Source organism: Vibrio sp. 2CM40D (assembly GCF_023161825.1).
In the GTDB taxonomy this organism is placed as follows: domain Bacteria; phylum Pseudomonadota; class Gammaproteobacteria; order Enterobacterales; family Vibrionaceae; genus Vibrio; species Vibrio alginolyticus.
Window position 1 is genome coordinate 614037 of the sequence record NZ_JALNTL010000003.1, and the last position, 25832, is coordinate 639868.

The window sequence follows — 25832 nt, forward strand, 5'->3', positions numbered from 1 at the left end:
AGAAATAAAGAGCGAAGCAAAGGGGTTATCTTGTTACGACGTTATAGTGATAGTTGGAAATTAAAATAGCGATAATTTGACGTTAAATCGCCTAAACGTGGATGTCTAGCAAGCTGCCAATGATTTCATTGTTTTTCTCTATGACAGACGCGCCAACTCGGTTATAACCAGCGGCTTGTGCGAGGTTGCTGAGAGATTCAACTTTTTGAGAGGGAAGGCTAGGTGTTGAGGCTGTTATTGCGACATCCGCAACCGCAGCTAAATCGATGTTGTGATCAGAAAGCTTTTCTTTTACCTTACTTACATTATTGCTAATGCCATGTGCAGCTTTCTCGGCCATTTGTTGTGACATCTGAACGATGTGGTATCCAGATTGAATTCCCGATACAGGCATATCACTACTCCCAACATTATGATAGTGAGAGCATAGGTGGAGTTTATAAAACGTTCAAGTGTTTTATATCAATGACTTGATTAGGCAAACAGTTTGGCAAGCATTTCTCTTTCTTCACCAGATAGAACCGGTTTTTGCGCTTTATTTAGTTTCACGCTGATCTCACCTTGTAATGACTTTAACTGACTTGCCGTTAAATCACTGAGCTTTTGCTTAAGTTCATTAAATTGTTGTGCGTTCATCTCAATACCTTCGTCGTGATTCGGTTTATCCGTCGTTGCCCGAAATTCTTCATCCTTTGGATACAACATATTTATTCAACCAAAATAGATTAGAATTTGATCGATTGCTTTTTGTCCGAATATTGTCAAGGTGTGTTAAGTGATACGTCAGATCTTTCCTAAGAAGGTACATAATTACCCACTTTGGGGTAGATGGAAACGTAAAAAGAAAAAGGGAAGCGATATAGCGCTTCCCTCTTACATATGGTTTGAATGTTACTAACTTACCCTGACGGCAAACTTACTAGCAAGTGAATGAAGCTCTGGGAGCATGCGATAGATAAGATGAAGTTGCTGCAATACCATGCGGGCAGAGCTGTCGTCTTCATCGCGCCATTCGTTTAAGCGTTGCTCGAGTCCAGCATCATCAATATTAGATAGGTCACACTCCTCACAATGCTGGTGAAGCTGTTTATGAAGTACATCCAGATGCTGATGAATACAACGGTGAGCATCTAAAACGAGTTTATGAATTGACTCATCTTCGATGCGAGTTCTGTGCGCGCCTAATGCAGAAATATAGTTCAACATTGCGTGATTTAACGTTAGGAAGCGAAAACTTTCATCAACAGCTGCGCGATATTTGCCAGGCTCCGCCAGCATCGTACTAATCGCAGAAGAGAGTGAGGCATCATTATTGTGGGCCTGGCGGCGAGCGATACGGTAACTCAAATTGTCTTTCTTGCCGATTCTATACTGACCAATGATCTGATCGAGATACTGCTTGTTCGCCTCTATCGCATCCGACATAACTTTGTGAAGCCTTCTCGACTGCCAGTCGGGCAAAATAACTAATACAGCTCCTACTGCAAGCACACACCCGATGAGGGTATCTGCTAGTCTAGGAAGGACAACTGCGTAACCTTCACCTAGTTGATTAAATAAGAAGAGGACGAGCAGTGTAATAAAACCAGTCGCGTACCCATAGTTGTTCATCCGGAAGGCGAAAAACATCACACCAGAGATAACGATAAATACTAACTGGCTTTCTTGAGAAGGGAAAAAAGTCAGCAATGGTACACCAATCAACAAACCAGCTAATGTACCTATTACTCGCGCCGTCAATTTTTGGCGAGTGGCACTGTAGTTCGGTTGGCATACGAATAAAGTGGTTAAGAGTATCCAGTAACCTCGGTCGATGTTGAATATTTGAATGATTCCATAGCCAATCGTTAAGGCAATTGACATACGTAATGCATGCCGAAACAGCATCGAATCTTTGTGTAAATTTGCTGATATACGCTGCCACATCGCTTTTAGCGTGTGTGGGTTGGTATCGGCGAGGGTATCTTCTTCGAGGCCTTCAACATCTGGGTTGTTAATGTTATTAAGTTGTTTTTCTACCGTCGCTAAGTTATTGAATAAATATGTTAACTGCATCAGCAGACGTTTCCAGTGCCCTTGCTTTTGTTCTTCTAGATAAGCAAGAGAGTTTTGTACTTCAGCTAATGCCAGAATAGATTGATCGGTATGGGAGTATTCATTTCCTAGCTGAATGGCTAGTGCAATATCACGACACGCTTGGGCTTGAGACTCCAAAAGATATTTAAAACGAAACAGCACATCAGAACGTTCAAATTCGGTCGCTAAATCCTGATAGCGATAATGGCTAGAACTGACGCGTTCGTGAATGTCTTGAGCGATGAAATAAATATTTAAAAATCGGTCACTAGGCCCATCAATGTGACCCCGTTTCGATCGGTTAAGTAATGTGGTTTTACAAGCGTTTAGTGCCGTAACCGTGGCAGCATTGCATTTTGCAGCTTCAATCCGCAGCGGTTGTGGCGTCAAGTTGGTCACAGGGTGAAAAAGCTTGGCTTTCGCATCAAGATAATTCGCCATTTGGAAGAACACATTGGCTAAGCTTTGTTGCACCGGTTGAAGAGGCCAAAATATCTGCCAAATCATGGACATGAAGTAATACCAGGCGGCACCAGTCAAAAGCAGTAGTGGCTGAAACCAAATGTTGGTGCTTTCATGTGCGCCAAGCATAGTATAAATAGCGATCAGCAACGAACCAAAAGCAATACTCGCGTACTTAGGACCTATCGCCCCAAGAATGATGAAGCCGAAGGTTGAGATAAATAATCCCAACGCAAACGCCCATGGGGTATCGAACAAGATTTCAATTGAAAAAGCAGCAAGCGCAAAACAGAGAACGGTGAGAATCAGAGCCTTGATGCGTCCAGTGAAACTGTCATCACTTTCAGCCAAAGCAGCAGCAATAACGCCTAATATTAATGGCGTTATCAGCGTGTTTTGCTCGAAGTACCAAGTTGGGATAACCACACCCAGTAAGGTAATGAGGATAAGAACGCTGTAATTTATCGTCTTGTTTGCCCAATATAGCCGAAATTTAGAAGTTGCTTGCACAATGCGCCTTATGTTTCCGATGAAGAACAGGGGGAATACTACCAGACCCACTATAGCGCGTTTATGATTTACTTTAAGAAAAATTCGTGGTTGCTGATAAAATCAGCAGGGATGTCATTGACTTATATTAAAACTGCCAGGTCATGTATTGAGGATTGTAAAGCCAGCTTCAAATAACCTCAGCTTTAGGTTATTAAATCGACAGTAATGTGAATTTTATTAAAGAATAGAAGAAGAAGCTTACTTAGGTGCTCGCCGTTGCTACAATTTAGCGCCTTAAAATGATATAAATCGACAACTTCTAAACTAAAAGGCGCACGTTTCATGCAGCTTACTGCCACTAGCAAAGCACAGTTTTTTATTCAAAATGAGTACCATCACGTCGAAATAAAAGAGAACAGTGTTTTATTAAGCTCGATAGGCAGTGAAGAACATATTCCTTTTACGATCTGGAATGGCAAAGTTAGCGTAAAGCGTGGGTTATTATGGAGCTCTTTACAGTTTTTTGCTCATGAACACGAAGGCAAACAACAAAGCTGGCTAGTCCAAGGTTTACCGTGGCCACAATGCCGAAAGTTCGCGCTTGAGGCCGTTCGTCAATATCAAGAGTGGCACAACACTCAGTGCCGAAAACTGGCTGAGTATCTACCTAAGTGGGAAGAAGAGCTTTACAAACTAAAGCACTTGCCTGCTTACTTATCGCATTCTCAAGTGGTCTCCTGGGTTGAAAGTCTTAACCAAGAGTTAAGCGAGATGAAAACCACCCTAGAAGAAGCCAAAATGCGAATGCCGAATCGTATGTCGCAAATAGAGCCTTGGCTCATTGATACCTCTGAGGCGCTTGGTGAGCGTAATCGCGATTGGCTAGAAGCAGAACGTCCAAATTGGGAAGTGCTGTTTAATCAAATTGAATCCTCTCCTTTGAATTTATCCCAGCAATATGCGGTATTACTCAACGACGACCACAACTTAGTTCTTGCTGGTGCCGGCTCGGGCAAAACCAGCGTTTTAACCGCACGAGTTGCCTATTTGTTGCAAAGCCATCAGGCTCAAGCAGAAGAGCTTCTCATGTTAGCGTTCGGTCGTGATGCGGCGACTGAAATGAAAGAACGCTTAGTAGATAAAGTGGGCATGGCGGCAGACGGTGTGCGCGTCAACACATTCCATCAGTTGGGCTTGTATATTCTTAAACAAGTCGAACAGCAACCTGTCGAAATTAGCCCTTTAGCGTTGGACGAAAATCAACGAACGGCATGGTGTGTAGACTGGTTGAAAAAACATTGGATGACACCCACCAACTTTAAACGTTGGCAAAAACATTTAGACAAATGGCCGATTGCGTACCTAAAAGGGGATGATGAGTTAGGAAGCCATTCAGAAAATCCAAAACTGATCGCTTGGCTAGATTCGCAGCTGTCTCATTTAGCGGCGGTAGGGTTGACCAAAAAGCAAGTACAAGAAAAGCTCGTAAACCACCAAGACTATACGCGTTTAAATAGTGAACTCGCCTTATGCTGGCCATGTTTTACAGCGTGGCAGAAAATGCTTAAAGAAAGCAACCAAGTGGATTTCCCAACCATGATCAGTCGTGCGACAGATTATGTGAATAAAGGAAAGTTTGTCTCGCCATGGCGCTTTATTATGGTCGATGAGTATCAAGATATCTCTCCAGACCGTCTGGCATTGATTGAAGCACTGTGTGAATCCACTCAGAAACAAGCAGGTGCGACGTTATTTGCTGTTGGCGACGATTGGCAAGCTATCTATCAGTTTGCAGGAGCGGATGTCGATCTTATCACTGGTTTTAAAGAACGCTTTGCTCACTCAACCGTTCATCACTTAGATACAACTTATCGTTTCAACAATCAGATTGGTGATGTAGCGAATACATTCGTGCAGCAAAACCCATCGCAGTTGCCGAAAACACTAAACAGCCACATACAACGCAAGCAGAAGAGCGTACATACCGCGCCGAGCAATCAAGTGGAAAAGATCTTGGATCACTTGAATCAACAAGCCAAGCAAACCAAGTCAGTTTTATTGCTAGGACGTAACCATTATCATAAGCCCGATTTGTTCGACGATTGGTTGCGACGTTTCCCTAATCTCGATATTCGCTTTATGACTTGCCATGCGAGTAAAGGACGCGAAGCTGACTTTGTGATTATTCTTTCTGTGGATGAGGGGCAATTCCCCGCTAAGAAGAAGCAAATTCACATTGATGGTGCGTTGACGGAATCCAAAGACAAATTCCCTTACGCAGAAGAGCGCAGGCTATTTTACGTGGCGATTACACGTGCGAAAGAGAAGGTTTGGATCACGCATACTGGCGCGGGATCTGCATTCGTTCAAGAGCTCGTTAATGGTGATTATCCCATCGTGACTTCCCGTTAAATGCAACGTTTAGAATGTTAAAAGCAGCAAAGGCGATACTTGGTATCGCCTTTGCTTTATTTGGTTGGCATCAAAGCTTACATGCGCTCAGCAAGATAGGCTTCGTAATCCGGAACTTCGATGTCTACTTCTTGCTCAAGAAGAGGGGAGTTAAACAGGAACTTAGCGGTGGCTCGGTTCGTTGCTACAGGAATATTCCAAACACTAGCAATACGAAGAAGCGCTTTAACATCTGGGTCGTGAGGTACGGCATTCAGTGGATCCCAAAAGAAAACGAGAACGTCGATTTTGCCTTCTGAAATGAGAGCGCCTAGTTGTTGATCACCGCCCATCGGACCACTGATCATGCTCTTGATCGCAAGTCCAGTTTCTTTACTCAGCATGTGTCCTGTCGTGCCAGTTGCGTAAAGGAAGTGACTCTGTAGCTTTTCTTTGTTTTCTTTTACCCAGCGAAGTAGCTCAGGTTTGCAGTTGTCGTGAGCGACCAAAGCCACATGTTTATGGGTTGGCATGGTACGAATGGTTTTTTGCATCAAGATGTTTCCGTTTGTATGATTTTAAAATTGTTGTGACTCAATAGAACACGTTTTTGGTCTTTCAATCAACAGCCTTAACACGGAATGTCGGCCTATATTCTGACGGAGATAACGATTCTTCGATCGTGTCACCATGAAGCGTCTTCGGAGTCAGTGGTTTGATGGTTGGTGAGGCATGTTTGTCATAAGCTTCACCTCTTAAGTAATGCGTTGCTTGCATCACGGAAAGCCGACCTTGCTGCACCATTTTATCTGTTGGTGCGAAGAGCACTTTGTTACGTAACAGGCCTCGATATACACCATGACTTAAGTACACAGAAACTAAACCGATCTCCTCAGCTTTGCCTGCACTGCGCAGCTCACTGATGGCCGCTTCAATCGCCACTGCACTGCCAACAATGTAATCTATATTTCCCATATCGATCACACGTTGAACCAGGTTACGTTGTAACTCCTTGTCGTTGTCTGCCCAAAATGAGTCAACAATGTTGATATCACTTCCTTGTATCGCTTCATAAAATCCGGCAGTAACGGGTTTCGTACCACCACGAGTTCGCGGCCCCAAAAGTAAGGCAATGTTGGTTTTTCCTGACCCTTTTGGATGGCGAGCTGCCAAATATTGACCCGCTTCGTATCCCATCCAATGCCAGTCAACACCGACAGTCCCTTTTAGCAACTCACTTTGTTCTTCATCCAAGTCGAGTTGGTTCACAGTAGCAAAAACGGGAGTATTCCCTACCCAATTTTTAAGTGAATGCTCGTAAGCCTGTGGGTCCACGGTCCCAAGGATAACCGCATCTGCTCCCCATTGGTTACACAGTGCGAGTTGTTGTTCTTGACGGGTTTTGTTTGGGTAGCCGCCCGCTTCAAGGACTCGTAGCTCGACACCTTCTCTTTTCGCTTCGGACACCATTCCATAGTTTACTGACAACCAGTATGAATCCTTTAGGTGAGGGTATATTGCACATATTTTCTCTGCGGCAACCGCTGGCAAAGAAGCAACGAGGGTTAAAGTGGCTGCAGAATGTTTGAAAAATGTGCGAAATGCGTGTTGATTTTTAACCATGAAATGAAGTTCGTTGGCATAGATTAAGTAAACACTGCAAAATATAACGTAATATGTCGCTGAACACGAACATTAAGGTCATGAAAATATGCTGCTAGCAACTGCAAGCATCGGTCGTAAACTTTTGTTGTCTTTCATTGCGATGGCAATACTGGTCATGTTATCGGCACTTATTGGTGTGTCTGGATTTTCTTTGGTTGCCAAAACCGAAAGAAATGTCGTGGATTCTGCGATTCCCGCCATGATTGAGGCGAGGCAAGTATCTGAGTTGAGTACTCGTATTATTTCGTCTGTACAAATGTTGTCGAACGCAAGAAACGAGCAGGAAAGAAAGGAGTCAGGGCGAGTGCTGTTCGAACAGCTCGAGTCTTTACTCACTCACATCAAGGAGCTCGGGAGTGAGTCGTTCGATTCTCAATTGTTAGAAGCTTTAGAGAATAACGTCCAGAACGTTATCGACAATTTGGCAGAACTCGGTGTTTCGGTTGAAAAAAAGCTGTGGCTTGCAAAAGAGATAGATACTCGTGTTGAAGAAATGCGTCTGCTCAGTGAAGAGCTAGAACAACTAACTCGTACGCAAGTTCAGAATACAAGCACCATTGCTGTTGCTAACGTCACGCATATTTATGACTTATTAGAATCGAATAAAAAATCGCAAGTTTATCAGGCGCTAGATGCACTGGTGGAGGTCGATCTTGATCTGACTGAGCGATTGCATGAACTGCACTTGTTGGCCTTTAAAATGTTGAATCAGATTGAAGAGGCTCGGACATTAACGAATATTGAGCGAATTCAACAGGTTCAAAGTGATTTCGATAGCAACCTCAAAATCATGCAACGCCGTGTACTCGCTGTGGAAGATCCTACGCGCTCTAAGCAAATGAGCCAACTGCTCATAGAGCTTGGTAAGCGTCAGGTCGTATTTTCTATACTGATGCAGCAATACGAGAATAACGAACAGTCACAACAGCTGATGCAAAAGACATTAGAGTTGTTCTCAGAGCTTAATGGCACGGTCAACAAATTGGTTGATGATTCAAACAAAACCACTACCGTCGCTGTAGACCAATTGACCAGCACATTGAAATTCGCTCAGTGGTCTCTAACCGTTATTTCAATTGTTGGTTTGATTGTATTGGTGCTGATTTTATGGCGTGTGGTGTACCTTTCTGTTGTGAAGCGGTTAGCGGAATATTCCGCTGCGTTGCTGTCTGTGGCGCAGGGTAACTTAGCGGTTGAGTTGGAAGTGAAAGGCAAAGATGAGTTGGCGCATATGGGGCAGGCCATCATCACGGCTCGTAATACCGCGCAAGCACTAAAAGTGGTAGCAGAGGGTGAAGCTCAAGCCAAGCGAGAGCTTGAGGAGCATAAAGAGCATTTAGAAGAGCTCGTTGAGCAGCGCACTTCGCAGTTAAAACAAGCAAACCGCCGTTTGAATGAAGAGGTTTTGAATCACGCTAAAGCTCGCAAGCAAGCAGAGCAAGCGAGCCGAGCAAAATCGGCATTCTTGGCGACGATGAGCCATGAGATAAGAACGCCAATGAACGGAGTGTTGGGGACAGCACGCTTGTTGATTGACTCAGGCCTCAACCCAATTCAAAAGCGTTATGCGGAAATCATTAATCGTAGTGGTAAAACGTTGCTCGCGATCCTTAATGATGTACTGGATTACTCCAAGATTGAAGCGGGGCATTTAGAAATTCGTCACATGGGCTTTGATTTACACCAAATGGTGGAGGACACTTTCCAGTTAATGAACAGTCGAGCACAAGAGAAGAAGCTGCTGTTCTCCTACCATATTGAAAGTGATGTTAGTCGCTACTGGAAAGGGGATGTCACCAGAATCAGTCAGGTGCTGAACAATCTTGTTGGTAACGCGATTAAGTTCACTGACGAAGGAGAAATTGATATCTACGTTAGCCTGAACCCTGAGGACGAGTCGCAAGTCCTGTTTGAAGTATCAGACACTGGAATAGGAATTGCCAAAAAATACCAGAGAACGTTGTTTGATGCCTTCACGCAAGCTGAAGGTGGGATGAGCCAAACTGGAGGTACGGGGCTTGGACTTGCCATCAGTAAGCGAATCATTGAAGCGATGGGCGGTGTTTTAGAAGTCGATTCCGAAGAGGGAAATGGTAGCCGATTCTGGTTCTCTATTCCGTTAGAGGAAAGCGAACCTGTTGAAACAGGAACCGTGGCAACCGCACGTTGCAAAGTGAAAGCAAAGGTCTTGCTGGTAGAAGATAATGAAGTCAACCGAGTGGTCGCGGAAGGTTTTCTAGAAAGCATGGGGCATCAAGTCGTGATGGCGGAAAACGGCTCACAAGCAGAGCAACTGATCAGCACACAGGATTTTGATATCGCTTTAGTCGACATCAACCTCCCTGATTGTGATGGAACTGAGTTGATCCAACGCTTAAAGCGGATTGAGTGTGATAAGCCGGCCAATAAAGCGCTTGCCGTCACGCCAATGATTGCAGTGTCTGCGCACGTTTTTGCGGAAGAAGTTGAGCGCTATCTAGCCGCTGGTTTTGACGGATACTTGCCTAAGCCATTGGCAAAAGAGGCACTCGCGGCATTGATTCAGGATGCGCTAGACGGAAAGCCGTTGTTGTTGCCACAAAATGCCGACTGTACCCCGTTTGATCAAATTTCGCCTCAAGAACAAGAGCTACAATCAAAGGTCGTTCAAGCGCCCCAAAAAAAGGAACCCGATGTGGTTATCATTAATCCGAGCGTGATTGAGTCCGATATGAAAATCTTGGGCAGAGATAAGATGTTGCACATTATTAATCTGTTTAGATCCACCAGCACTGATGTATTAAGCAAACTGCAAGCGTCTGCTGAGGACAATGATAGTAAAGAAGTAAAGAACCTTGCCCATAAATTAAAGGGCAGCGCGGGAAGTTTAGGACTAACTGCATTAATGAACGCTTGCCAAGCAATTGAAGCCGCGGCTCAACCTTTAGATACCTATAATGCGACTAAAGATGATTTAGTTTCTCAAGTGTCTGCATCAATTCAAGCTCTGGATGAGTTAATGGCGAAGTAATCCATCGAGCATTGAAAATAAAAAAACCTCCGGCTTTCCGGAGGTTTTTTCTATTCGGTCATGTCATCTTCCCACTCGAATCGAGTGTCTAGGGCATAAGGGTCATCATCAAAAGGATGTTCCACTTTGCCACGCAAGTATTCGAGTTGATGCTCAAGCATATTGACCGTTTCGTAGTCTCCCTCAGAACAAGCAACGTAAATCTGTTGTTCAAGAGCGGCAATGTTATCTCGGATACCCATGAGAACCCCCTTAAATCATCATCGATTCTCAAAACGATTATAGTCAAGTAATCCAAATTCGATCGGTTGTTTTGTACGGTACCAATTGTGTAAACGATCGCTAAATGACCAGAATTTTTCTGAGCTTCTACGAATCGCAAAATTATCCAATAACTTAACGTAATCGGACTCGTTTTGGATGGCACTAAATTGATCGACAAAATCTTTTACTTGGTTTTCGTTGATCGAGAAAAATGCCGCAGGATAGCTTCCCACAACGCCGCGTACAATGGTCATGTCATCGTTAGCAAAGTCACGGTTACTTTCTTCATCAAACAAGCTAGAGATGTTTGTGTGTGCATTGTTGTGAAGTAAGGTGAACAGTTCATCTTCCCCTGATTGACTTCTCACCATAAGCATAGTGATTTGCGGAACGGTTTTCAGGCCTTCACCACGAACGTGGTCAATGCGTTTTAGTTGTTTTTCATTACTCGCAGAAAGAGCCGTATCTTGAATTTCGTAGCGAGGCAGAAGCACACCTGAGACATGTTCTCTCAACAACTCCACCAACTCCGTTTTTGGATCGTCACTCTTATACTGAACGCTGGTTGGTTGGTTAAACGGCTTCACATTTCGTTGTAAAAAGTCACTCAACTGCGGGCTTTGATCTTTATACCAGCTAGATTGAAGTTCATGGCGCATATCGGCGGGTAACAAAGAGATAAAGTTACTTTCGCCTTCTAGACGCAAGAAGTCCATAAACATTCGTGTCATGAGCTGATGGCCGAAGTTACCGTAAACGTCAAACCCAGCAACAAGCAAATAGTGGATACGCTCTAGTAGCGCGTAGTCAAGAATCCACACTGTTTTAGGCTGCTCACCAACTAACCCTTGAACAACAGAAGCACTATCAAAATGGCGGAATATCGTTAATGCCGCATTATGGTTGGTGCCATTACCATCCCAAATTACATCGGTGGATAGGTTTTCACCTTCTTTAAACCAGTTATTAGTGAACTCAGATTTAGCCTCTAGGTAGCGAGCTTGTTGACGCGCGTACTTGACCCAGTTGGTAACAGGTAGCGTGTTACTTTCTTGCTCTGCCGGTAGTTTTAGATTATCAGCCTGAGATCGGTAAAACTCATTTACTTCTGGGATGTCTGCTTTATCTGGATCAAGGAAAAACACCCAAAAGCGATCATTGATAACATTCAATGCCAGTTGGCCACGACAAACTGGGCCTTTGATGTATGCCATTATTGTATTTTGTGCATTATCTAGCATGAACTTAAAGCGCGACTTCACTGGAAGGTCGATGAATGATGTCATCGGGTTTGCAGCAACTTCTGGTTCATAACTCGGTAGCTGACTAACCATGTAATCAGCATCAATAAACCAAGTTTTCCAGTTCTCTATGCGTTGCTTGTTTAACGCGAATGGCATGTGAGTTTTATCTACTATGGTCCCTTGCTCTGGAATAATTCGATAAAACACACGTTCAACCCCTGGATCATCGTACGGGCGACGCGTTGAAATACGTTTGACGGGCTGTCCTGGTGGTGTAGCAGAGCGGACGAGCGTGAAGAATCGGGGATCTTCATCGAGTTCCGAAAAGTAGAGATGAGATAAAAATAAATGCTCATATATATACCTAGCCATCAGCTGATTTTTCAAATCAGAGTGGTTAAGTAATGCTTCGTACTTATCTATTTGCGCTTGCTCTTTCTCACTAACAGGTCGGTGAACGTTCATTATTGCGCCGTTTTCCAACCAAGTCATGAGTGTGTGGTATTCACTGTTTGATAGGTTTGGCATACCAAAAGGCATTCCCCAGGTCGGGTTATCCTTTTCGTATTGCTCGTATTCTTCAATCGTCGGACAGGTTTGCTCTCGGTCTATCGAAAAGTCAAAGCCTTCTAACTGGACTTGGTCAGGCAATGGGTGGCGCTCTTTTTGTTGTAGCAAACGTGCGATAAGGCCTGCATCAATGTTGGCTGCCATGCTTTGATCACGTTCGTTGAGAACCGGATGAAAACCCGCATCGCGCCACTCCTGGGTTGTTTCTGCATCTTCGAATAAGCGTGTTGGTGCTGCGGCTGTGAGTCTTGTTCCTTCATATACCAGTGCTTTACTCGCACCACGGTCAATGCCCTCAACAGAAGAGAGCTTAAGTTGACATGGTGCATCGTAGCACGCGTGGCAGACGACACAGCGGTTATCCATAATGGGTTTAACTTCGCTTTGGAAGAAGTTTGCTTGAGGGGTTTCCACGTCAACTGTGCGTTCACGCACGAGCTGTGGACCAAACAGTTGGTCATAGTTAAGACCAGCATAGGTTGCACAGCCGGCAAACAAAGTAGCAATGCAAAGTGTAAAAATTAAGCGCAAATTCATTGAGTTATTTTACGTGATTAGAATTTGCATTAATTAAAGCAAAATAAGCGGTCAATTACCAAAAGTTGGGTCAATTAGCGTTAATTTTTCTGTTGATTGTCTGAGCGCTTGAAAATGTAACCCTGGCGGTGGACTGTCTGAATTCTGTCTGTTGGAACGCCTTCGTGAACTAGACGCTTTCTCATTCTGCTCATGTGCATATCGAGTGCTCGATCATGTTCAGTAAATTCACGTTTTAGTACTGTTTCGTAAAGAAAATGCTTACTAAGTACTTGATCTTGATGGTGAGTGAGAGTTTGCAGCAGCTTAAATTGAATGCTTGTTAACTGAACAGATTTCTTGTTTGGCAAGTAATTGAGTACCACAGAGTGAGTGCGCTTATCTAGTAATAGCTCTTCATCATTATGGTGAACGCCGTTGTGTTGGCATTGGGAAGTTTTTCCATTTGAAACCTTGGAGTCAAGCACACGGATACCTTAATTATTAATAGTAGTAAAACGTATTATCATTAATATTTATGTAAAAGCAATCAGGTACTTTATGAGCACTGTGATATGCGTAGACAATCTTAATACTTGAGATTAACAGTAGTGATGAATGGTGCGATGGCGCTCTGAACTAAAGTGCTATTGGAGTGCGTATTAGCTACAAATAACGGTGTAATGTTAGGCAAAGATAGAAAGAATTCTCATTTAGTAAATTCGCTTATCCGCTATTTGTGAACTATACATTCTGTTGCAGGAAGCACTTTTCTAATACACACAGAGGTTTATATGACAGCGAAATATGGCGTTAAACGCCGATTAGCGATTCTTGCCGCCGCTTTAATCGGTGCGACAAGTAGCAGTATCGCAGCAGAGAAACCAAATATTCTCGTCATTTGGGGTGATGATATTGGCCAGTCCAATCTCAGTGCTTACACGTTTGGCTTGATGGGGTACAAAACACCAAATATAGACAGTATCGCCAAAGAAGGCATGATGTTCACTGACTATTACGGTGAGCAATCTTGTACAGCGGGCCGTTCTACTTTCATTACGGGCCAAACCGTTCTTAGAACAGGTTTGAGTAAAGTGGGGCTTCCAGGTGCTGATCTTGGCTTGAAGGAAGAGGACGCAACCATTGCCGAAATGCTGAAGCCGATGGGCTATATGACAGGGCAATTTGGTAAAAACCACTTAGGTGATAAAGATGAGCACCTTCCTACTAATCACGGCTTCGATGAATTTTTTGGCAACCTTTATCACTTGAACGCCGAGGAGGAGCCAGAAAACGTCGATTATCCTAAAGATCCTGAGTTTCGTAAAAAGTTCGGTCCGCGCGGCGTTATCCGTTCGTACGCTGATGGCAAAATTGAAGATACAGGGCCTCTAACTCGCAAGCGCATGGAAACCGTGGATGAAGAGACGTTAGATGCGGCACTCGACTTTATGGATCGTGCCGTCAAGGCTGAAAAACCTTTCTTTGTCTGGTGGAACGCAACTCGTATGCACTTCCGTACTCATGTGAAAGAAGAGAACTCTGGAAAAACAGGTATCAGCGAGTATGCAGATGGTATGGTCGAGCATGATAACCATGTAGGTCAGCTACTGAAAAAAGTGGATGATTTGGGTATTAAAGACAACACAATCGTCTTTTACTCCACCGATAATGGCCCACACATGAACTCGTGGCCAGATGCAGGTACAACGCCATTCCGTGGAGAGAAAAATACCAACTGGGAAGGTGCGTACCGAGTTCCTGCGATGGTACGTTGGCCAGGTAAAATTAAAGCTGGCTCTGTTTCGAATGATATCATGCATCACATGGACTGGATGCCAACGTTTGTTGCTGCCGCGGGTGATGACAATATCAAAGAGAAATTGCTCAAAGGTTATAGTGCGAATGGTAAGAAATTCAAAGTTCACCTAGACGGCTATAACTTCCTACCATATTTGACTGGTAAAGAGGATAAGGCCCCACGAGAAGAAATTTTTTACTTCTCAGATGATGGAGACTTAACTGCACTTCGCTATAACAAATGGAAGCTGGTCTTTATGGAGCAACGAGCAAAAGGCACGTTGCGTATTTGGGCTGAACCATTCACCACACTTCGTGTTCCTAAGATCTTCAACTTGCGTATGGATCCTTACGAAGTGGCTGATATCACTTCTAACACTTACTACGATTGGATGCTAGACCGTGCTTACATGCTTGTTCCTGCGCAAGCTTACGTAGGCAGATTCCTTGAAACGTTTAAAGAGTTCCCACCAAGGCAAAAAGCAGCAAGCTTCTCGCTCGATCAAGTGATGGAGAAACTAAAAGAGAACCCAAATAAGTAGGAAAAGCTAAGTGAAGTATCACATATAGAAAGAGGCTCATTAACGTGAGCCTCTTTTTTATCTGTAAAATTCTATCTATTCAGGTTTGTAGAAAGCTTGATGACGAAAACGCCTAACGCTTCAATTGACAAGAGTTATAAACAAATTGGTTCGTAGTGGGCTGCCGTTAAGTTGGCTTTGATTTTTTCACGTAGAGCGATGTGGGCTGGGTTGTTTACCTCTCGCTTATGGTAAACGAACTTGTAAGGGATAGAGCGTATCGAAATGGGGCAGGGCAAAATTTGAAGTTTGAGCGCTTTGCTCCACTTGTTTGCAAAAGATTGAGAAACGATCCCTAAACTGTCTCTTTGGGCGACATACAGCGCCATGCCCGCTAGCGAAGATGTGATCAAGTCGACTTTTCTTTCTTGAATTGTTTCCTTTGCTAGTTGCTCGAACCCCGACATGTTGTTCCATTTTCCTGAAAATAAACAGTGAGTTTCCTCATAAAATTGCTCTTTTGTGAGCGTGCCGTGTACACGGGGATGGTTCTCACGACAGATAACCACGGCTTCTTCCTCATAGGCATCTTCAATAATAAACGCTGCATCTTTCGTGATCACCGTATCGATTACTAGATCGACTTTTTGTTGTCTTAACAGCTCAAATAATAGGAATTTTTCGGGTGGTGATTCATAAAAAATAGTGTTCTTTATCGGGTCCATAATGTGCAACAAAATTTCCGAACAACACACTTCAAAATGATTTCTATCAGATATCGCATTGTCAATAATACTAACCGCTTGCTGGAATTGCGGCAGTAATTGATAAGCGGTGGAGGTTAGTGCGATACCTCGTCCTTTTTTAACGAATAATTGCTTATCTACGACTTGCTCTAAACGCTTTATTGCAGCGCTCACAGCAGGTTGTGTAAGCCCTAATTGTTCCGCGGCTTTTGTATAAGATTGAAACTCCGCAACAACAAGAAAAGTTTGGATCAAATTCAAGTCCATAACGTCACTCATAAATTTAATTTATAGGTTAACTAATTTTGACTGCATTTATCGCCTGAAATTAGTGCTTTATCTTATATCAACAATGGTATTGAAAAGCGAATACCGTTTTTTACGCACTAGCGAACTCTTGGAGATAATATGAAAAATGCGACCAAAACGAGCAGTAAAAAACTCGTACTTAACGCATGTACGTTAGCTTTGGGCGCTGCATCTGCAGTTGCACATGCAGCGGACAAACCCAACATTCTTGTCATCTTTGGTGATGATGTTGGTTACTGGAACCTTAGTACCTATAACCAAGGCATGATGGCGTACAACACGCCAAACATCGATAGCATTGCTAAAGAAGGTGCGAAGTTCACTAACTTCTACGCACAGCAAAGCTCGACAGCAGGCCGTTCTGCATTCATCACTGGTCAAATGCCAAAACGTACAGGTCTATCAAAAGTGGGCTTACCAGGCGCTCCGGAAGGTATCTCGGAAAAAGATCCGACGATTGCAACCGTGCTTAAACAAATGGGTTACGCAACCGGACAATTTGGTAAGAACCATTTAGGTGACCGAGACGAGCATCTTCCTACCAACCACGGTTTTGATGAATTCTTCGGCAACCTATACCACTTGAACGCAGAAGAAGAGCCAGAGAACGTGGATTACCCTAAAGATCCGGAGTTCAAGAAGAAATTTGGCCCTCGTGGCGTTATCCATTCTTACGCTGACGGCAAAATCGAAGATACCGGTCCACTAACGCGTAAGCGTATGGAAAATGTTGATGGTGAGTTTCTTGATGCCGCAGAGAGCTTCATAGAAAAGCAAGTAAAAGCGGACAAGCCGTTCTTTACTTGGTTTAACACCACTCGCATGCACAACTTCACACATGTTCCTGAAGAATACCAAGGTAAAACAGGTGCCGGTTTCTACGCGGATGGTGTTAAGCAGCACGATGACCAAATCGGTCAGCTACTTAACAAGATCAAAGAGTTAGGTGTGGATGACAATACAATCATTGTTTACACCACTGACAACGGCCCTATGGTTGATTTGTGGCCGGATGCAGGGATGACACCGTTCCGCTCAGAGAAAAACACTGGCTGGGAAGGGAGTTTCCGTGTGCCAATGTTGATTAAATGGCCTGGAAAAATTGAGGCAGGTAAAACATTCAACGGCATGATGTCATTAGAGGACTTTTTCCCGACACTAGTTGCTGCGGCAGGTGATACCAAAGTTAAAGACGAACTGCTAAAAGGCAAAAAAGTTGGCGATATGGACTACAAAGTTCACCTAGACGGTTACAACCAACTGCCATATTTAACGGGTAAGTCAGACAAATCCGCACGAAATGAGTTCGTTTACTGGAGCGACGACGGCGATCTTGTGGCATTGCGCCAAGGAAAGTACAAGTTCCACTTTATGATTCAAGAGAATGAAACGGGTATGGATGTATGGCGTAAGCCGTTCACTAAACTTCGTGTGCCACTGATCTTTGACTTGAGCATTGATCCATTTGAACGAGGCGATCAAGGCATGGGTTATTCTCGTTGGATGTACGAGCGTTCATTCTTAATGATGCCAGCAATGGATACAGTGAAAGAGGTGATGGGTACATTCAAAGAATTCCCGCCTCGTATGGAAGCAGGTTCGTTCGTACCTAAGTCTTCTAAGTAAATTAAGATTATATAGCGCTTTTTGGAGCGCTATATACCCAAATAGCTTCACTTTTGCTGTACAGCGCTCACGAGGTTATTTGGGTATATGTAATAGTGAGAAACGTATGAGTAAGATTTCCCCTCGCCATTCTACTACTATGCCTATTGTTCCTCTTAAAACGGCGTCTAAAGCGCCGGTTTTGGGCGCGTATGACCGTCGATTCCATGTGATGGCAAAGCCAGGCGGAGCAAAGTGCAACATCGATTGTCAGTACTGCTTTTATCTGCATAAAGAAAATCTACTGCACCAAGAAAAGCAGCCAAAAATGGACGACGCAACACTGGAAGCGTTCGTGAAAAGCTATATCGAAAGTCAGGATGGCGAAGAAATTGTATTCTCATGGCAGGGCGGGGAGCCGACGCTGCTTGGGTTGGACTATTTCCGCAATGTCGTAGCTTTGCAAAAGAAATATCAGCCGAAAGGCGTTCGCATTGAAAACGACCTTCAGACCAACGGCATTTTGCTAAACGATGAGTGGTGTGCGTTTTTAAAAGAGCACAACTTCCTAGTTGGCTTGTCGATTGATGGACCACGAGAGCTGCACGACAAATATCGCAAAACCCGCAGCGGTAAGCCAACGTTTGATCTCGTGATGAAAGCGGTAGATAAGCTCAAAGCGCATGGCGTGAAATTCAACGCGTTGGTCACGGTGAATCGTCACAATGCGAAATACCCGCTCGAAGTATATCGATTTTTAACCCAAGAATTGGGTGTGACTTATATTCAGTTTGCGCCGGTGGTAGAAGCCAACAACTTCCAAACAACCGCGCCGCAGTTTTGGAACGAACAGATGATCCCAACCAAAGGCAGTGATCTGGCTAAACCGGGGCATCCAATGTCGATTGTAACGGATTGGTCAGTCGATCCTGAAGACTGGGGACGCTTTTTAATGGCGACCTTTGAAGAGTGGGTGAATAACGATCTTGGCCGTGTGCTGGTTAATCTGTTTGAAACCGCGGTGGCGCAAGTAATGGGGAAACCGTCTCAGCTTTGCGTGACGGCGGAGTTTTGTGGCAAAGGGTTGGCGATTGAGCACAATGGCGACGTGTTCAGTTGCGACCACTATGTGTATCCAGAATACAAACTCGCCAACATTCATGAACACTCACTGAATGAAATGGCCTTCTCTACAAGACAATATACTTTTGGCATGGCAAAACGCGGTTCATTGCCGACGTATTGTAAGCAATGCCCTTACTTGCCTTATTGTTGGGGTGAGTGCCCAAAAAACCGTTTGATCAAAACGCCGAATGGTGAGAGTGGTCTAAACTATTTGTGTTCGGGAATCAAAATGTTCTTTGATTATGCGTTACCGATGTTGGTTGGTCTTGCACAACTTCTCCAATCTCAAGAACCGCAAAGATAACATAGTGAATATAACCTTAAGTTATTTCATTTGTTCTTATACTTAAATATCGAAAAGACGGCTTAAACCATTGAAAAGGTATCCTATGAACCACGCACAACAAGCGATAAAAGAACTCATCGAACAAACAGAAAAAAGCGTCATTGGACAAAGCCACGTGGTTCGAGCTTTAGTCATCGGGTTATTAACAAATGGGCATATTCTGCTAGAAGGTTTACCGGGAACGGCAAAAACACGTTCCGTAAAATCTTTGGCGAACTTGTTAAACACCAGTTTTGGTCGAATCCAGTTTACGCCGGATCTTTTACCATCTGACGTGACGGGTACTGAGGTTTATCAAGAGCTGGATGGTAAGCCGCAACTCCACTTTCAACCTGGGCCCATTTTTAACAGCATTGTACTTGCTGATGAGGTCAACCGTGCACCTGCCAAAGTACAAGCGGCACTGCTTGAAGCCATGGCCGAAGGCACAATCACGGTAGGCGATAAAACTCACGTATTGCCGGACTTATTTATGGTGCTTGCAACGCAAAACCCAGTAGAGCAAGAGGGCACGTACCCACTGCCAGAAGCGCAAATGGACCGCTTTATCATGAAGGTTACCGTCGATTATCCAGAAGATGACGCCGAACGTGACATCATTCGTTTGGTGCGCAGTGAAGAATTGGGTGCGGAAACCAGCAGCGAAATTATTACGCCAAAACACATTGAGCCAGACGTGGTGCTAGAAGCGCGCCGTCAGTTACCAAACATCGTGGTATCGGACCTAGTGGAAAACTACATCGTTACGTTAGTGATGGCGACTCGTAAGCCAGAGCGTTATGCCGATTCAAACTTAGCAAAATGGATTGAGATTGGCTCTAGTCCTCGTGCTTCCATCGCACTCGACAAATGCGCTCGTGCGTATGCGTGGATGCAAGGACGTGACCATGTGACTCCTGACGATGTGCGTGCCATGGTTCCGTCTGTATTGGGCCACCGTTTTTCTTTGACCTACGACGCACTAGCAGACGGAGTCGATCACCAACGAGTCGTACAAGAGCTGCTAGATTGTGTAGAAATTGGGTAAGTGGGAGGCATTATGGCTAAGCCAACTCTTGCGCCAAAATCACAGGGGATGGATCCCCGTTTGTACTGCGATTACGCTCGTTTAGTACGTCTGCAAGCACAAGCAGAATCATTCAGTTTACTTCCTCACCTAAAGGCGGGTAGCGTACTCTCTGGCCGACACAATTCGTTGTTTCGCGGTCGTGGATTGAACTTCGAAGAGCTGCGCCATTACCAATTGGGTGACGATATTCGTAACCTTGATTGGAAAGTTACGATGCGTACGGGTAAGCCGCATGTACGCAGTTATACAGAAGAAAAAGATCGCAACGTAATCGTGTGTGTCGACCAGAGAAGCACAATGTTTTTTGCTTCGACGCAAGTAATGAAATCAGTTGTCGCGGCAGAGATCGCAGCGATGTGTGGGTGGCGAGTATTAAAAGATGGCGACCGAGTCGGTTTTGTCATCGCATCCCAGCAGGCGTTGTTTCACAGCAAGGCACAGCGTTCGCAAAACGATCTTCTGGCGCAACTTAAACGTCTCGCTAAAGCCAATCAATCGCTCAATGTGGACTCCCGCAATTCCGAAAAAGCAACGTTCAGTCAATGGATTGAGCTTATTAAACGCATGAAGCTCAAGCAATCCACTTTGATTTTTATCAGCGACTGGAGCGACTGCGAGGAGCACCATCTTGATCACCTTAAACAGCTACAACAGCACAACGATGTTCTTGCAGTGATGGTCAGTGACCCATTAGAACAAGCGCTACCAGACGATTTGGCAAAATCGAAATGGGTGGTTGGTGATGGGCAGTATCAACTCAATTTAGACAGCAAAGCAAAGGTAGAAGCTGCGAGCGCAAAGCTTGAGGCTCGAACTAGCTTACAGCGTCAATCACTCTCTCAACTTATGGCGATGAAACACCTTCCGCACATCGAACTCGATACGACAGGTGAGCACATTAAACAATTCCAAAAACTGGTAGGAGGGCGTTAAATGAGTGATCTTCCTACGCCTCCGAGTACCTACATACTCAGAGAGCTGCATGATGTGGCTGTACCACCCAGCGTGAGTTGGTACCCGCAAACTATTGGCTGGAAAATTTTAGCGGCGGTTGTGCTCATTGCATTGGTGTATGTCGTATATCGATTGGCTCGGCAATGGTGGCATAATCGTTACCGAAAAGAAGCTCTACTGGCGATTTCGCAAATCAAATCGAGCGACAAAGACATGCCAAAAGTATTGTTCTCTGTGCTTAAAGTAGTGCTGATTCATATTGATAGCCGCAACGCGAAATTGTTTGATACCGCCTTTCTGCGCAAGCTCGATGCGCGGTATCCGCAAACCGAAGATTCTCAAGCAAACTCGCAAATGGTTTTTAACGATGAGCTTTCAAAGTGCTGGCTACAAAGTATTGTTGACCCAAGCGTTACGCTAACCAACGAAGAGCGAGTAACGCTTATTGCTCGTGCGAAAAACTGGGTGAGTGAGCACCGTTGTGATGCTCAAAAAAGCGCGGCAAATAAATCACCACGATTGAAACGCAAAGCACATCAGGGAGGTCAACATGAATGATCTTCTTGCATCGATAACTGGTTTGTCTGGTTTTGAATTTGCTCACCCAATGTGGTTTCTGGTTTTGCCCTTGCCGTTGGTGGTGTACTACTTGGTGCCCGCATATCGCACTAAGCAAATGGCGATCAAAGTGCCGTTTTTTAGTCAGCTGGTGGAAGCGATTGGCGAGACGCCATCAGAAGGTGCAAGCCAGTTGACCCCGAGTTGGTGGCAGCGAGCAACGTTAATTCTTTCATGGCTTTTGGTGGTGTGTGCGATGGCAAAACCCACCGTGTTAGGCGAGCCTCAAGTTCGCGCGAGTTTAGGCCGCGATGTGATGGTGGTGGTGGATCTTTCGGGCTCCATGGCCGAGCCAGATTTCACCTCACGTACAGGCGAAAAAATTTCTCGTCTTGATGCGGCAAAAGAAGTGCTGTCGGAGTTTGTTCAGTCTCGTAAAGGTGACCGATTAGGCTTGGTGCTTTTTGGTGATGCTGCTTTCGTGCAAACGCCATTTACCGCAGACCAAAAAGTGTGGCTCGAACTGCTTAACCAAACCGATGTGGCAATGGCAGGGCAGAGTACCCATCTTGGTGATGCGATTGGCTTAGCGATTAAAGTTTTTGAGCAAAGCGATAAGTCGCGTGGTGCTTTAGAACAAGACCAAAACCGTGAAAAAGTCGCGATTGTATTAACCGATGGTAACGACACGGGCAGTTTTGTTGAACCGATTGATGCGGCGAAAGTGGCGAAAGCCAAAGGCGTGAGAGTACACGTCATTGCGATGGGCGATCCGGAAACGATAGGTGAAACCGCGTTGGATATGGAAACGATTCATCGCATTGCGAAAGAATCCGGCGGTGAAGCGTTTGAAGCACTCAACCGTGATGAACTATCGGCTGCCTACGACGAAATTGGCAAACTGGAACCTCAACTTTACGAAAGCACTACATACCGCCCAAAACAAAGCCTTCATCATTACTTGATGGCGTTAGTGGTCATCATGCATTTGCTCGCGTTCAGCGTCGCAACACTCAAAAGAAGGGCTGTTACACGATCATCATTAGGAGAGAGCGATGTTTGATTCTCTTAGTTGGACGCAATTCTTTACGCAGTTTCATTTTATTCGACCACTGTGGTTACTGGCTTTGATCCCCATGTTTTTCTTGGTGTGGTTACGCTGGCGAGAAGAAAGCGAGCCAAGCTGGAAGGATATTCTGCCCGAACATTTACGCAATGCTTTGACGATAGGTGAGCGAGGCTGGCGTAAGCAACTGCCGCTTAAGCTCTTGATGCTGATTGTGTTCATCGCCATTGTGATTTGTGCAGGCCCAACGTGGCAACGAGAACCTTCTCCCTTTGGCGAAGATAAAGCCTCTATGCTTGTGGTGCTTGATAACAGCGACTCGATGCTGCAAAAAGATCTCCCACCAAGCCGCCTTGAGCGTTCCAAACAGAAAGTACGCGATTTGCTAGCCGTGCGAAAAGGCGGAAAAACGGGTTTAGTCGTGTTCGCGGGCAGTGCTCATGTCGCAATGCCTATAACTCAAGACAGCAAAGTATTTGACCCATTTTTGGCGGCCATTACGCCAGAAATTATGCCCGTGCAAGGTAAGCTTGCCGAAAAAGCCTTGCCGTTAATTGATCAACAATTGCAAGGTCAACCAGGCTCCACCGTTCTGTTGGTGAGTGATGGCGTTAATCCAGCCACGATTGAGCAATACCAAGCGTATTTCTTGGGCAAACCTTATCAACTGTTAATTCTTGCGGCAGGGAATGCTGACATTGTGAGTAACAACCCAATGGATTTGGATTCTCTACAAAAACTGGCTAGTCAGACTAACGGTCGATTGGTGGAAGTGACTGTCGATAATAGTGATATCGAGCAACTGAACCGATACGTTGAGCGCAATATGCAGCTTAATGGCGAATCTTCAATGCCTTGGAAAGACATGGGTTATCAACTTCTGTTTCCAATCGCGTTGATCATGATGCTGTGGTTTAGAAAAGGGTGGTTAGTGCAGTGGTGCGTGATTGTAATGATGAGCGGTACACTGTTGATGCCGACCAGTGCAATGGCGGAGAACATTTCTGTTAAAGCCGAGCAGCCACAAGTTGTGCAAAAAGTGACGACCTTCGACAAGGTGGCGCAATGGTGGTGGGATTTGTGGCTGACGCCAGACCAACAAGGACAGCGTTTGTTCAACCAACAAGCGTATTTAGAAGCTGCAAAACACTTTGTCGATCCATTACGCAAAGGCACGGCGTACTACTACGCTAGCGAGTTTGAGCTCGCGCACAGCGCGTTTTTGGAAATGCAAAACGACCCGTCCGAAGAGGTTCGAGATTACGGTCTTTATAATGCGGCGAGTGCATTGGCGCGTCAGCGTGAATATTTGGCTGCACGTGACTTGTTAAAATCCCTAGCCAACAAGCCAACGTTGAGCGAGAGGCTAAGACCGGATGTTGAGCATAACTTGAAAGTGATTGGTGGTATTGTAGAGGACATCAACCGGATGAGTGAGAGTCAGGCAGGAACGGAGCAAGAAGCATCAACCGAGCTAGGCGATAACCCTCAAACCGCAGAAGGGGCGGATGAAAAAACGTCAGCGGAGTTGATGATTAAAGAGACGTTAAGTGCAGACGACATCTTAGGTAGCCAAGAATTAGCCGACAAATGGTTAAAGCGAGTCGAAGCGGATCCTAAATACTTCTTAAATGCGAAGTTTCAGATTCAATTGCGTTCAATAGAAACCGGAGAATCAACCTCTACTGCGAACGAAAATACAGAGGAGGCGGTGCAATGATGAAAAGCCACCGTTTTACGCACCTTGCTTTACCCTTGTGGTTAGTTATCTGTTTCGGCTTCCTCCTGAGCAGTAGTGTGTTGGCTCAAGATATTCGTGACGTTCAACGAAAGCATGGAGTTGAGTTACAAGCGTGGGTTGGTAAACAACCAACGGCTGGAGAGAAGCGTAAAACACCAAGTTTTAGCGTCAATGAGCAAGTTATTTTAACCATCGAAGTGGCAACGCCGCGTTGGTTTACGGGTGGTACGAGAATTGGCAATATTGAAATACCCAATGTTATCGCAAAACAGCGTAATCAACTAGCAACCAACTTTACTGAGCAAAAAGAGGGGCAAACTTGGTCGCGTCAACGCTGGGAAGTGACTTTGTATCCTCAAGCTTCTGGTGATTTTGTGATTCCACCTGTCGCAGTGGGCGTTCAGGTGTCTGCGCCGGACGGCGAGAAGGTGTCAGGCACACTTTACACGCAGCCGATTAAGTTCAAAACCGTCTTGCCATCGGGCCTGCTGAGTGGTGAGACACCTTGGTTTTCTGCAACAGATGTAGAGGTAAAGCAAGAGTGGGATACCTCCACTGAGTCACTCAAAGTTGGGGATGCAATCACGCGTAAAATCACCATTTCGGCTCAAGATTCACTATCTGTATTGCTACCAGACTTGTTGAAAGGAGAATCAACAACCCGTTATCAAGCGTATCCTCAACCCCACCGTTTGACAGATACGCAAACACGTGGTGATTACCAGTCAACACGCACAGAAGAGAGCGTGTACGTGATTCAACAAGGTGGTGAATTAACCCTGCCAGATTATGAGTTCCGTTGGTGGAACAGTAAGACTCAGCAAGTGGAAACGGTGATGTTAGAGGGCAAAACTTTTGCCGCGAAGCACACGTTGAAGTCCTTCATCAGAACGTACTTTGCATGGATTGTTTCCACGCTTGTGTTGCTGGGTTTTGTGATTATTTCATTGGTAGCCATTAAACGTTACTACCGCAACAGACCGACACCAGCATGGTTGACGTTCCACCGTTTGTTAAAGGCTAAACGTTGGTCTGAAGCAAGGACCATATTGTACAAACAATTGCGTTTAAATACGGCAGAGCTGGAAATGAACAAAGCCGATACGAGTGAATCGTGGCAAAAAAGTGCGTCGCGAATGCAAAATGGTGAAAATAGCGCTCATTTACTGAAGTCGATGTGGCGCAAAATCCAGACCAAACAAACACGCTTTAAATTCCGTATTCCGCGAGCGTTACCAGAACTGGACAAAGTCATTGGAAGAGATGGCAATGAATAAAACGGGGCGCTAATATAGCGCCTCG

The 25832-nt window shown here is 44.9% G+C and carries 20 protein-coding genes; 11 read left to right on the forward strand and 9 right to left on the reverse strand.

Features of this window, described 5'->3' with window-relative positions; translation table 11 throughout:
* Positions 1-91: 91 nt before the first annotated feature.
* From MTF70_RS09195 to yccS, 3 genes are all read right to left on the reverse strand, one after another.
* Positions 92-394, reverse strand: a complete 303-nt coding sequence (locus MTF70_RS09195; protein WP_042520711.1) for a hypothetical protein — start codon at positions 392-394, stop codon at positions 92-94.
* Positions 395-474: 80 nt separating this feature from the next.
* A complete protein-coding gene (locus tag MTF70_RS09200) occupies positions 475-705 on the reverse strand; it encodes a hypothetical protein (RefSeq protein WP_005376575.1) in 231 nt (76 codons plus the stop codon).
* Between the two features lie 189 nt (positions 706-894).
* Positions 895-3048, reverse strand: a complete 2154-nt coding sequence (gene yccS / locus MTF70_RS09205; protein ID WP_042520714.1) for a YccS family putative transporter — start codon at positions 3046-3048, stop codon at positions 895-897.
* 324 nt (positions 3049-3372) lie between these two features.
* On the opposite strand from yccS, the gene helD reads away from it, so the two are divergent.
* Positions 3373-5442 (forward strand): DNA helicase IV, encoded by a 2070-nt coding sequence (gene helD / locus MTF70_RS09210; protein ID WP_138940154.1) that lies wholly within the window; start codon positions 3373-3375, stop codon positions 5440-5442.
* Positions 5443-5519: 77 nt separating this feature from the next.
* Here the strand turns inward: helD and MTF70_RS09215 are convergent, their stop codons facing one another.
* Both MTF70_RS09215 and torT read right to left on the reverse strand, forming a co-directional pair.
* On the reverse strand, positions 5520-5975 hold the full coding sequence (locus MTF70_RS09215; RefSeq protein ID WP_005376571.1) for a methylglyoxal synthase: 456 nt from the start codon (positions 5973-5975) through the stop codon (positions 5520-5522).
* A 64-nt stretch (positions 5976-6039) separates the two neighbouring features.
* Positions 6040-7089 (reverse strand): TMAO reductase system periplasmic protein TorT, encoded by a 1050-nt coding sequence (gene torT / locus MTF70_RS09220; protein WP_258458599.1) that lies wholly within the window; start codon positions 7087-7089, stop codon positions 6040-6042.
* A gap of 43 nt (positions 7090-7132) precedes the next feature.
* Here torT and torS point away from each other — a divergent pair, with 43 nt between their 5' ends.
* Positions 7133-10096: a TMAO reductase system sensor histidine kinase/response regulator TorS gene (gene torS / locus MTF70_RS09225; RefSeq protein WP_053307617.1), complete on the forward strand. Its 2964-nt coding sequence runs from the start codon at positions 7133-7135 to the stop codon at positions 10094-10096.
* A gap of 50 nt (positions 10097-10146) precedes the next feature.
* Here torS and MTF70_RS09230 read toward each other — a convergent pair whose 3' ends face one another.
* From MTF70_RS09230 to MTF70_RS09240, 3 genes are all read right to left on the reverse strand, one after another.
* Positions 10147-10338, reverse strand: coding sequence for a hypothetical protein (locus MTF70_RS09230; protein WP_005376565.1), 192 nt, complete (start codon positions 10336-10338; stop codon positions 10147-10149).
* Positions 10339-10356: 18 nt separating this feature from the next.
* Positions 10357-12711 (reverse strand): fatty acid cis/trans isomerase, encoded by a 2355-nt coding sequence (locus MTF70_RS09235; RefSeq protein WP_042520719.1) that lies wholly within the window; start codon positions 12709-12711, stop codon positions 10357-10359.
* Positions 12712-12791: 80 nt separating this feature from the next.
* Entirely contained in the window at positions 12792-13178 is a 387-nt protein-coding gene (locus MTF70_RS09240; RefSeq protein WP_005376561.1) for a winged helix-turn-helix domain-containing protein, read from the reverse strand.
* A 306-nt stretch (positions 13179-13484) separates the two neighbouring features.
* Between MTF70_RS09240 and MTF70_RS09245 the strand changes: the two genes are divergently transcribed.
* Positions 13485-15032, forward strand: coding sequence for an arylsulfatase (locus MTF70_RS09245; RefSeq protein WP_005376560.1), 1548 nt, complete (start codon positions 13485-13487; stop codon positions 15030-15032).
* 134 nt (positions 15033-15166) lie between these two features.
* On the opposite strand, the gene MTF70_RS09250 is transcribed toward MTF70_RS09245, so the two are convergent.
* Entirely contained in the window at positions 15167-16024 is an 858-nt protein-coding gene (locus MTF70_RS09250) for a LysR family transcriptional regulator (RefSeq protein ID WP_005376559.1), read from the reverse strand.
* Positions 16025-16165: 141 nt separating this feature from the next.
* On the opposite strand from MTF70_RS09250, the gene MTF70_RS09255 reads away from it, so the two are divergent.
* The 8 genes from MTF70_RS09255 (at position 16166) to MTF70_RS09290 (ending at position 25807) form a co-directional block, all read left to right on the forward strand.
* The gene (locus tag MTF70_RS09255) at positions 16166-17692 is read left to right on the forward strand and encodes an arylsulfatase (RefSeq protein ID WP_017635363.1); all 1527 of its coding nucleotides are present in this window, start codon (positions 16166-16168) and stop codon (positions 17690-17692) included.
* Between the two features lie 106 nt (positions 17693-17798).
* A complete protein-coding gene (locus MTF70_RS09260) occupies positions 17799-19100 on the forward strand; it encodes an anaerobic sulfatase maturase (protein WP_248393944.1) in 1302 nt (433 codons plus the stop codon).
* A gap of 85 nt (positions 19101-19185) precedes the next feature.
* On the forward strand, positions 19186-20169 hold the full coding sequence (locus MTF70_RS09265; RefSeq protein WP_205461055.1) for a MoxR family ATPase: 984 nt from the start codon (positions 19186-19188) through the stop codon (positions 20167-20169).
* A gap of 12 nt (positions 20170-20181) precedes the next feature.
* Positions 20182-21144 (forward strand): DUF58 domain-containing protein, encoded by a 963-nt coding sequence (locus tag MTF70_RS09270; protein ID WP_132937204.1) that lies wholly within the window; start codon positions 20182-20184, stop codon positions 21142-21144.
* On the forward strand, positions 21145-21723 hold the full coding sequence (locus tag MTF70_RS09275) for a DUF4381 domain-containing protein (protein ID WP_132937205.1): 579 nt from the start codon (positions 21145-21147) through the stop codon (positions 21721-21723).
* The gene (locus tag MTF70_RS09280; protein WP_132937206.1) at positions 21716-22786 is read left to right on the forward strand and encodes a VWA domain-containing protein; all 1071 of its coding nucleotides are present in this window, start codon (positions 21716-21718) and stop codon (positions 22784-22786) included. The genes MTF70_RS09275 and MTF70_RS09280 overlap by 8 nt, the downstream gene beginning before the upstream one ends.
* Entirely contained in the window at positions 22779-24509 is a 1731-nt protein-coding gene (locus MTF70_RS09285) for a VWA domain-containing protein (RefSeq protein ID WP_132937207.1), read from the forward strand. Before MTF70_RS09280 ends, MTF70_RS09285 begins: the two co-directional genes overlap by 8 nt.
* Complete coding sequence (locus MTF70_RS09290; RefSeq protein WP_132937208.1) at positions 24506-25807, forward strand: BatD family protein; 1302 nt, start codon at positions 24506-24508, stop codon at positions 25805-25807. Before MTF70_RS09285 ends, MTF70_RS09290 begins: the two co-directional genes overlap by 4 nt.
* Positions 25808-25832: the final 25 nt, after the last annotated feature.

Coding starts and splice junctions, on each gene's coding strand:
- torS (WP_053307617.1), top strand. CDS start 7,133: ATGCTGCTAGCAACTGCAAGCATCGGTCGTAAACTTTTGTTGTCTTTC.
- MTF70_RS09250 (WP_005376559.1), bottom strand. CDS start 16,024: ATGGACTTGAATTTGATCCAAACTTTTCTTGTTGTTGCGGAGTTTCAA.
- MTF70_RS09285 (WP_132937207.1), top strand. CDS start 22,779: ATGTTTGATTCTCTTAGTTGGACGCAATTCTTTACGCAGTTTCATTTT.
- MTF70_RS09280 (WP_132937206.1), top strand. CDS start 21,716: ATGAATGATCTTCTTGCATCGATAACTGGTTTGTCTGGTTTTGAATTT.
- MTF70_RS09275 (WP_132937205.1), top strand. CDS start 21,145: ATGAGTGATCTTCCTACGCCTCCGAGTACCTACATACTCAGAGAGCTG.
- MTF70_RS09195 (WP_042520711.1), bottom strand. CDS start 394: ATGCCTGTATCGGGAATTCAATCTGGATACCACATCGTTCAGATGTCA.
- MTF70_RS09290 (WP_132937208.1), top strand. CDS start 24,506: ATGATGAAAAGCCACCGTTTTACGCACCTTGCTTTACCCTTGTGGTTA.
- MTF70_RS09270 (WP_132937204.1), top strand. CDS start 20,182: ATGGCTAAGCCAACTCTTGCGCCAAAATCACAGGGGATGGATCCCCGT.
- MTF70_RS09255 (WP_017635363.1), top strand. CDS start 16,166: ATGAAAAATGCGACCAAAACGAGCAGTAAAAAACTCGTACTTAACGCA.
- MTF70_RS09200 (WP_005376575.1), bottom strand. CDS start 705: ATGTTGTATCCAAAGGATGAAGAATTTCGGGCAACGACGGATAAACCG.
- MTF70_RS09235 (WP_042520719.1), bottom strand. CDS start 12,711: ATGAATTTGCGCTTAATTTTTACACTTTGCATTGCTACTTTGTTTGCC.
- MTF70_RS09230 (WP_005376565.1), bottom strand. CDS start 10,338: ATGGGTATCCGAGATAACATTGCCGCTCTTGAACAACAGATTTACGTT.
- MTF70_RS09245 (WP_005376560.1), top strand. CDS start 13,485: ATGACAGCGAAATATGGCGTTAAACGCCGATTAGCGATTCTTGCCGCC.
- MTF70_RS09215 (WP_005376571.1), bottom strand. CDS start 5,975: ATGCAAAAAACCATTCGTACCATGCCAACCCATAAACATGTGGCTTTG.
- MTF70_RS09260 (WP_248393944.1), top strand. CDS start 17,799: ATGAGTAAGATTTCCCCTCGCCATTCTACTACTATGCCTATTGTTCCT.
- helD (WP_138940154.1), top strand. CDS start 3,373: ATGCAGCTTACTGCCACTAGCAAAGCACAGTTTTTTATTCAAAATGAG.
- MTF70_RS09265 (WP_205461055.1), top strand. CDS start 19,186: ATGAACCACGCACAACAAGCGATAAAAGAACTCATCGAACAAACAGAA.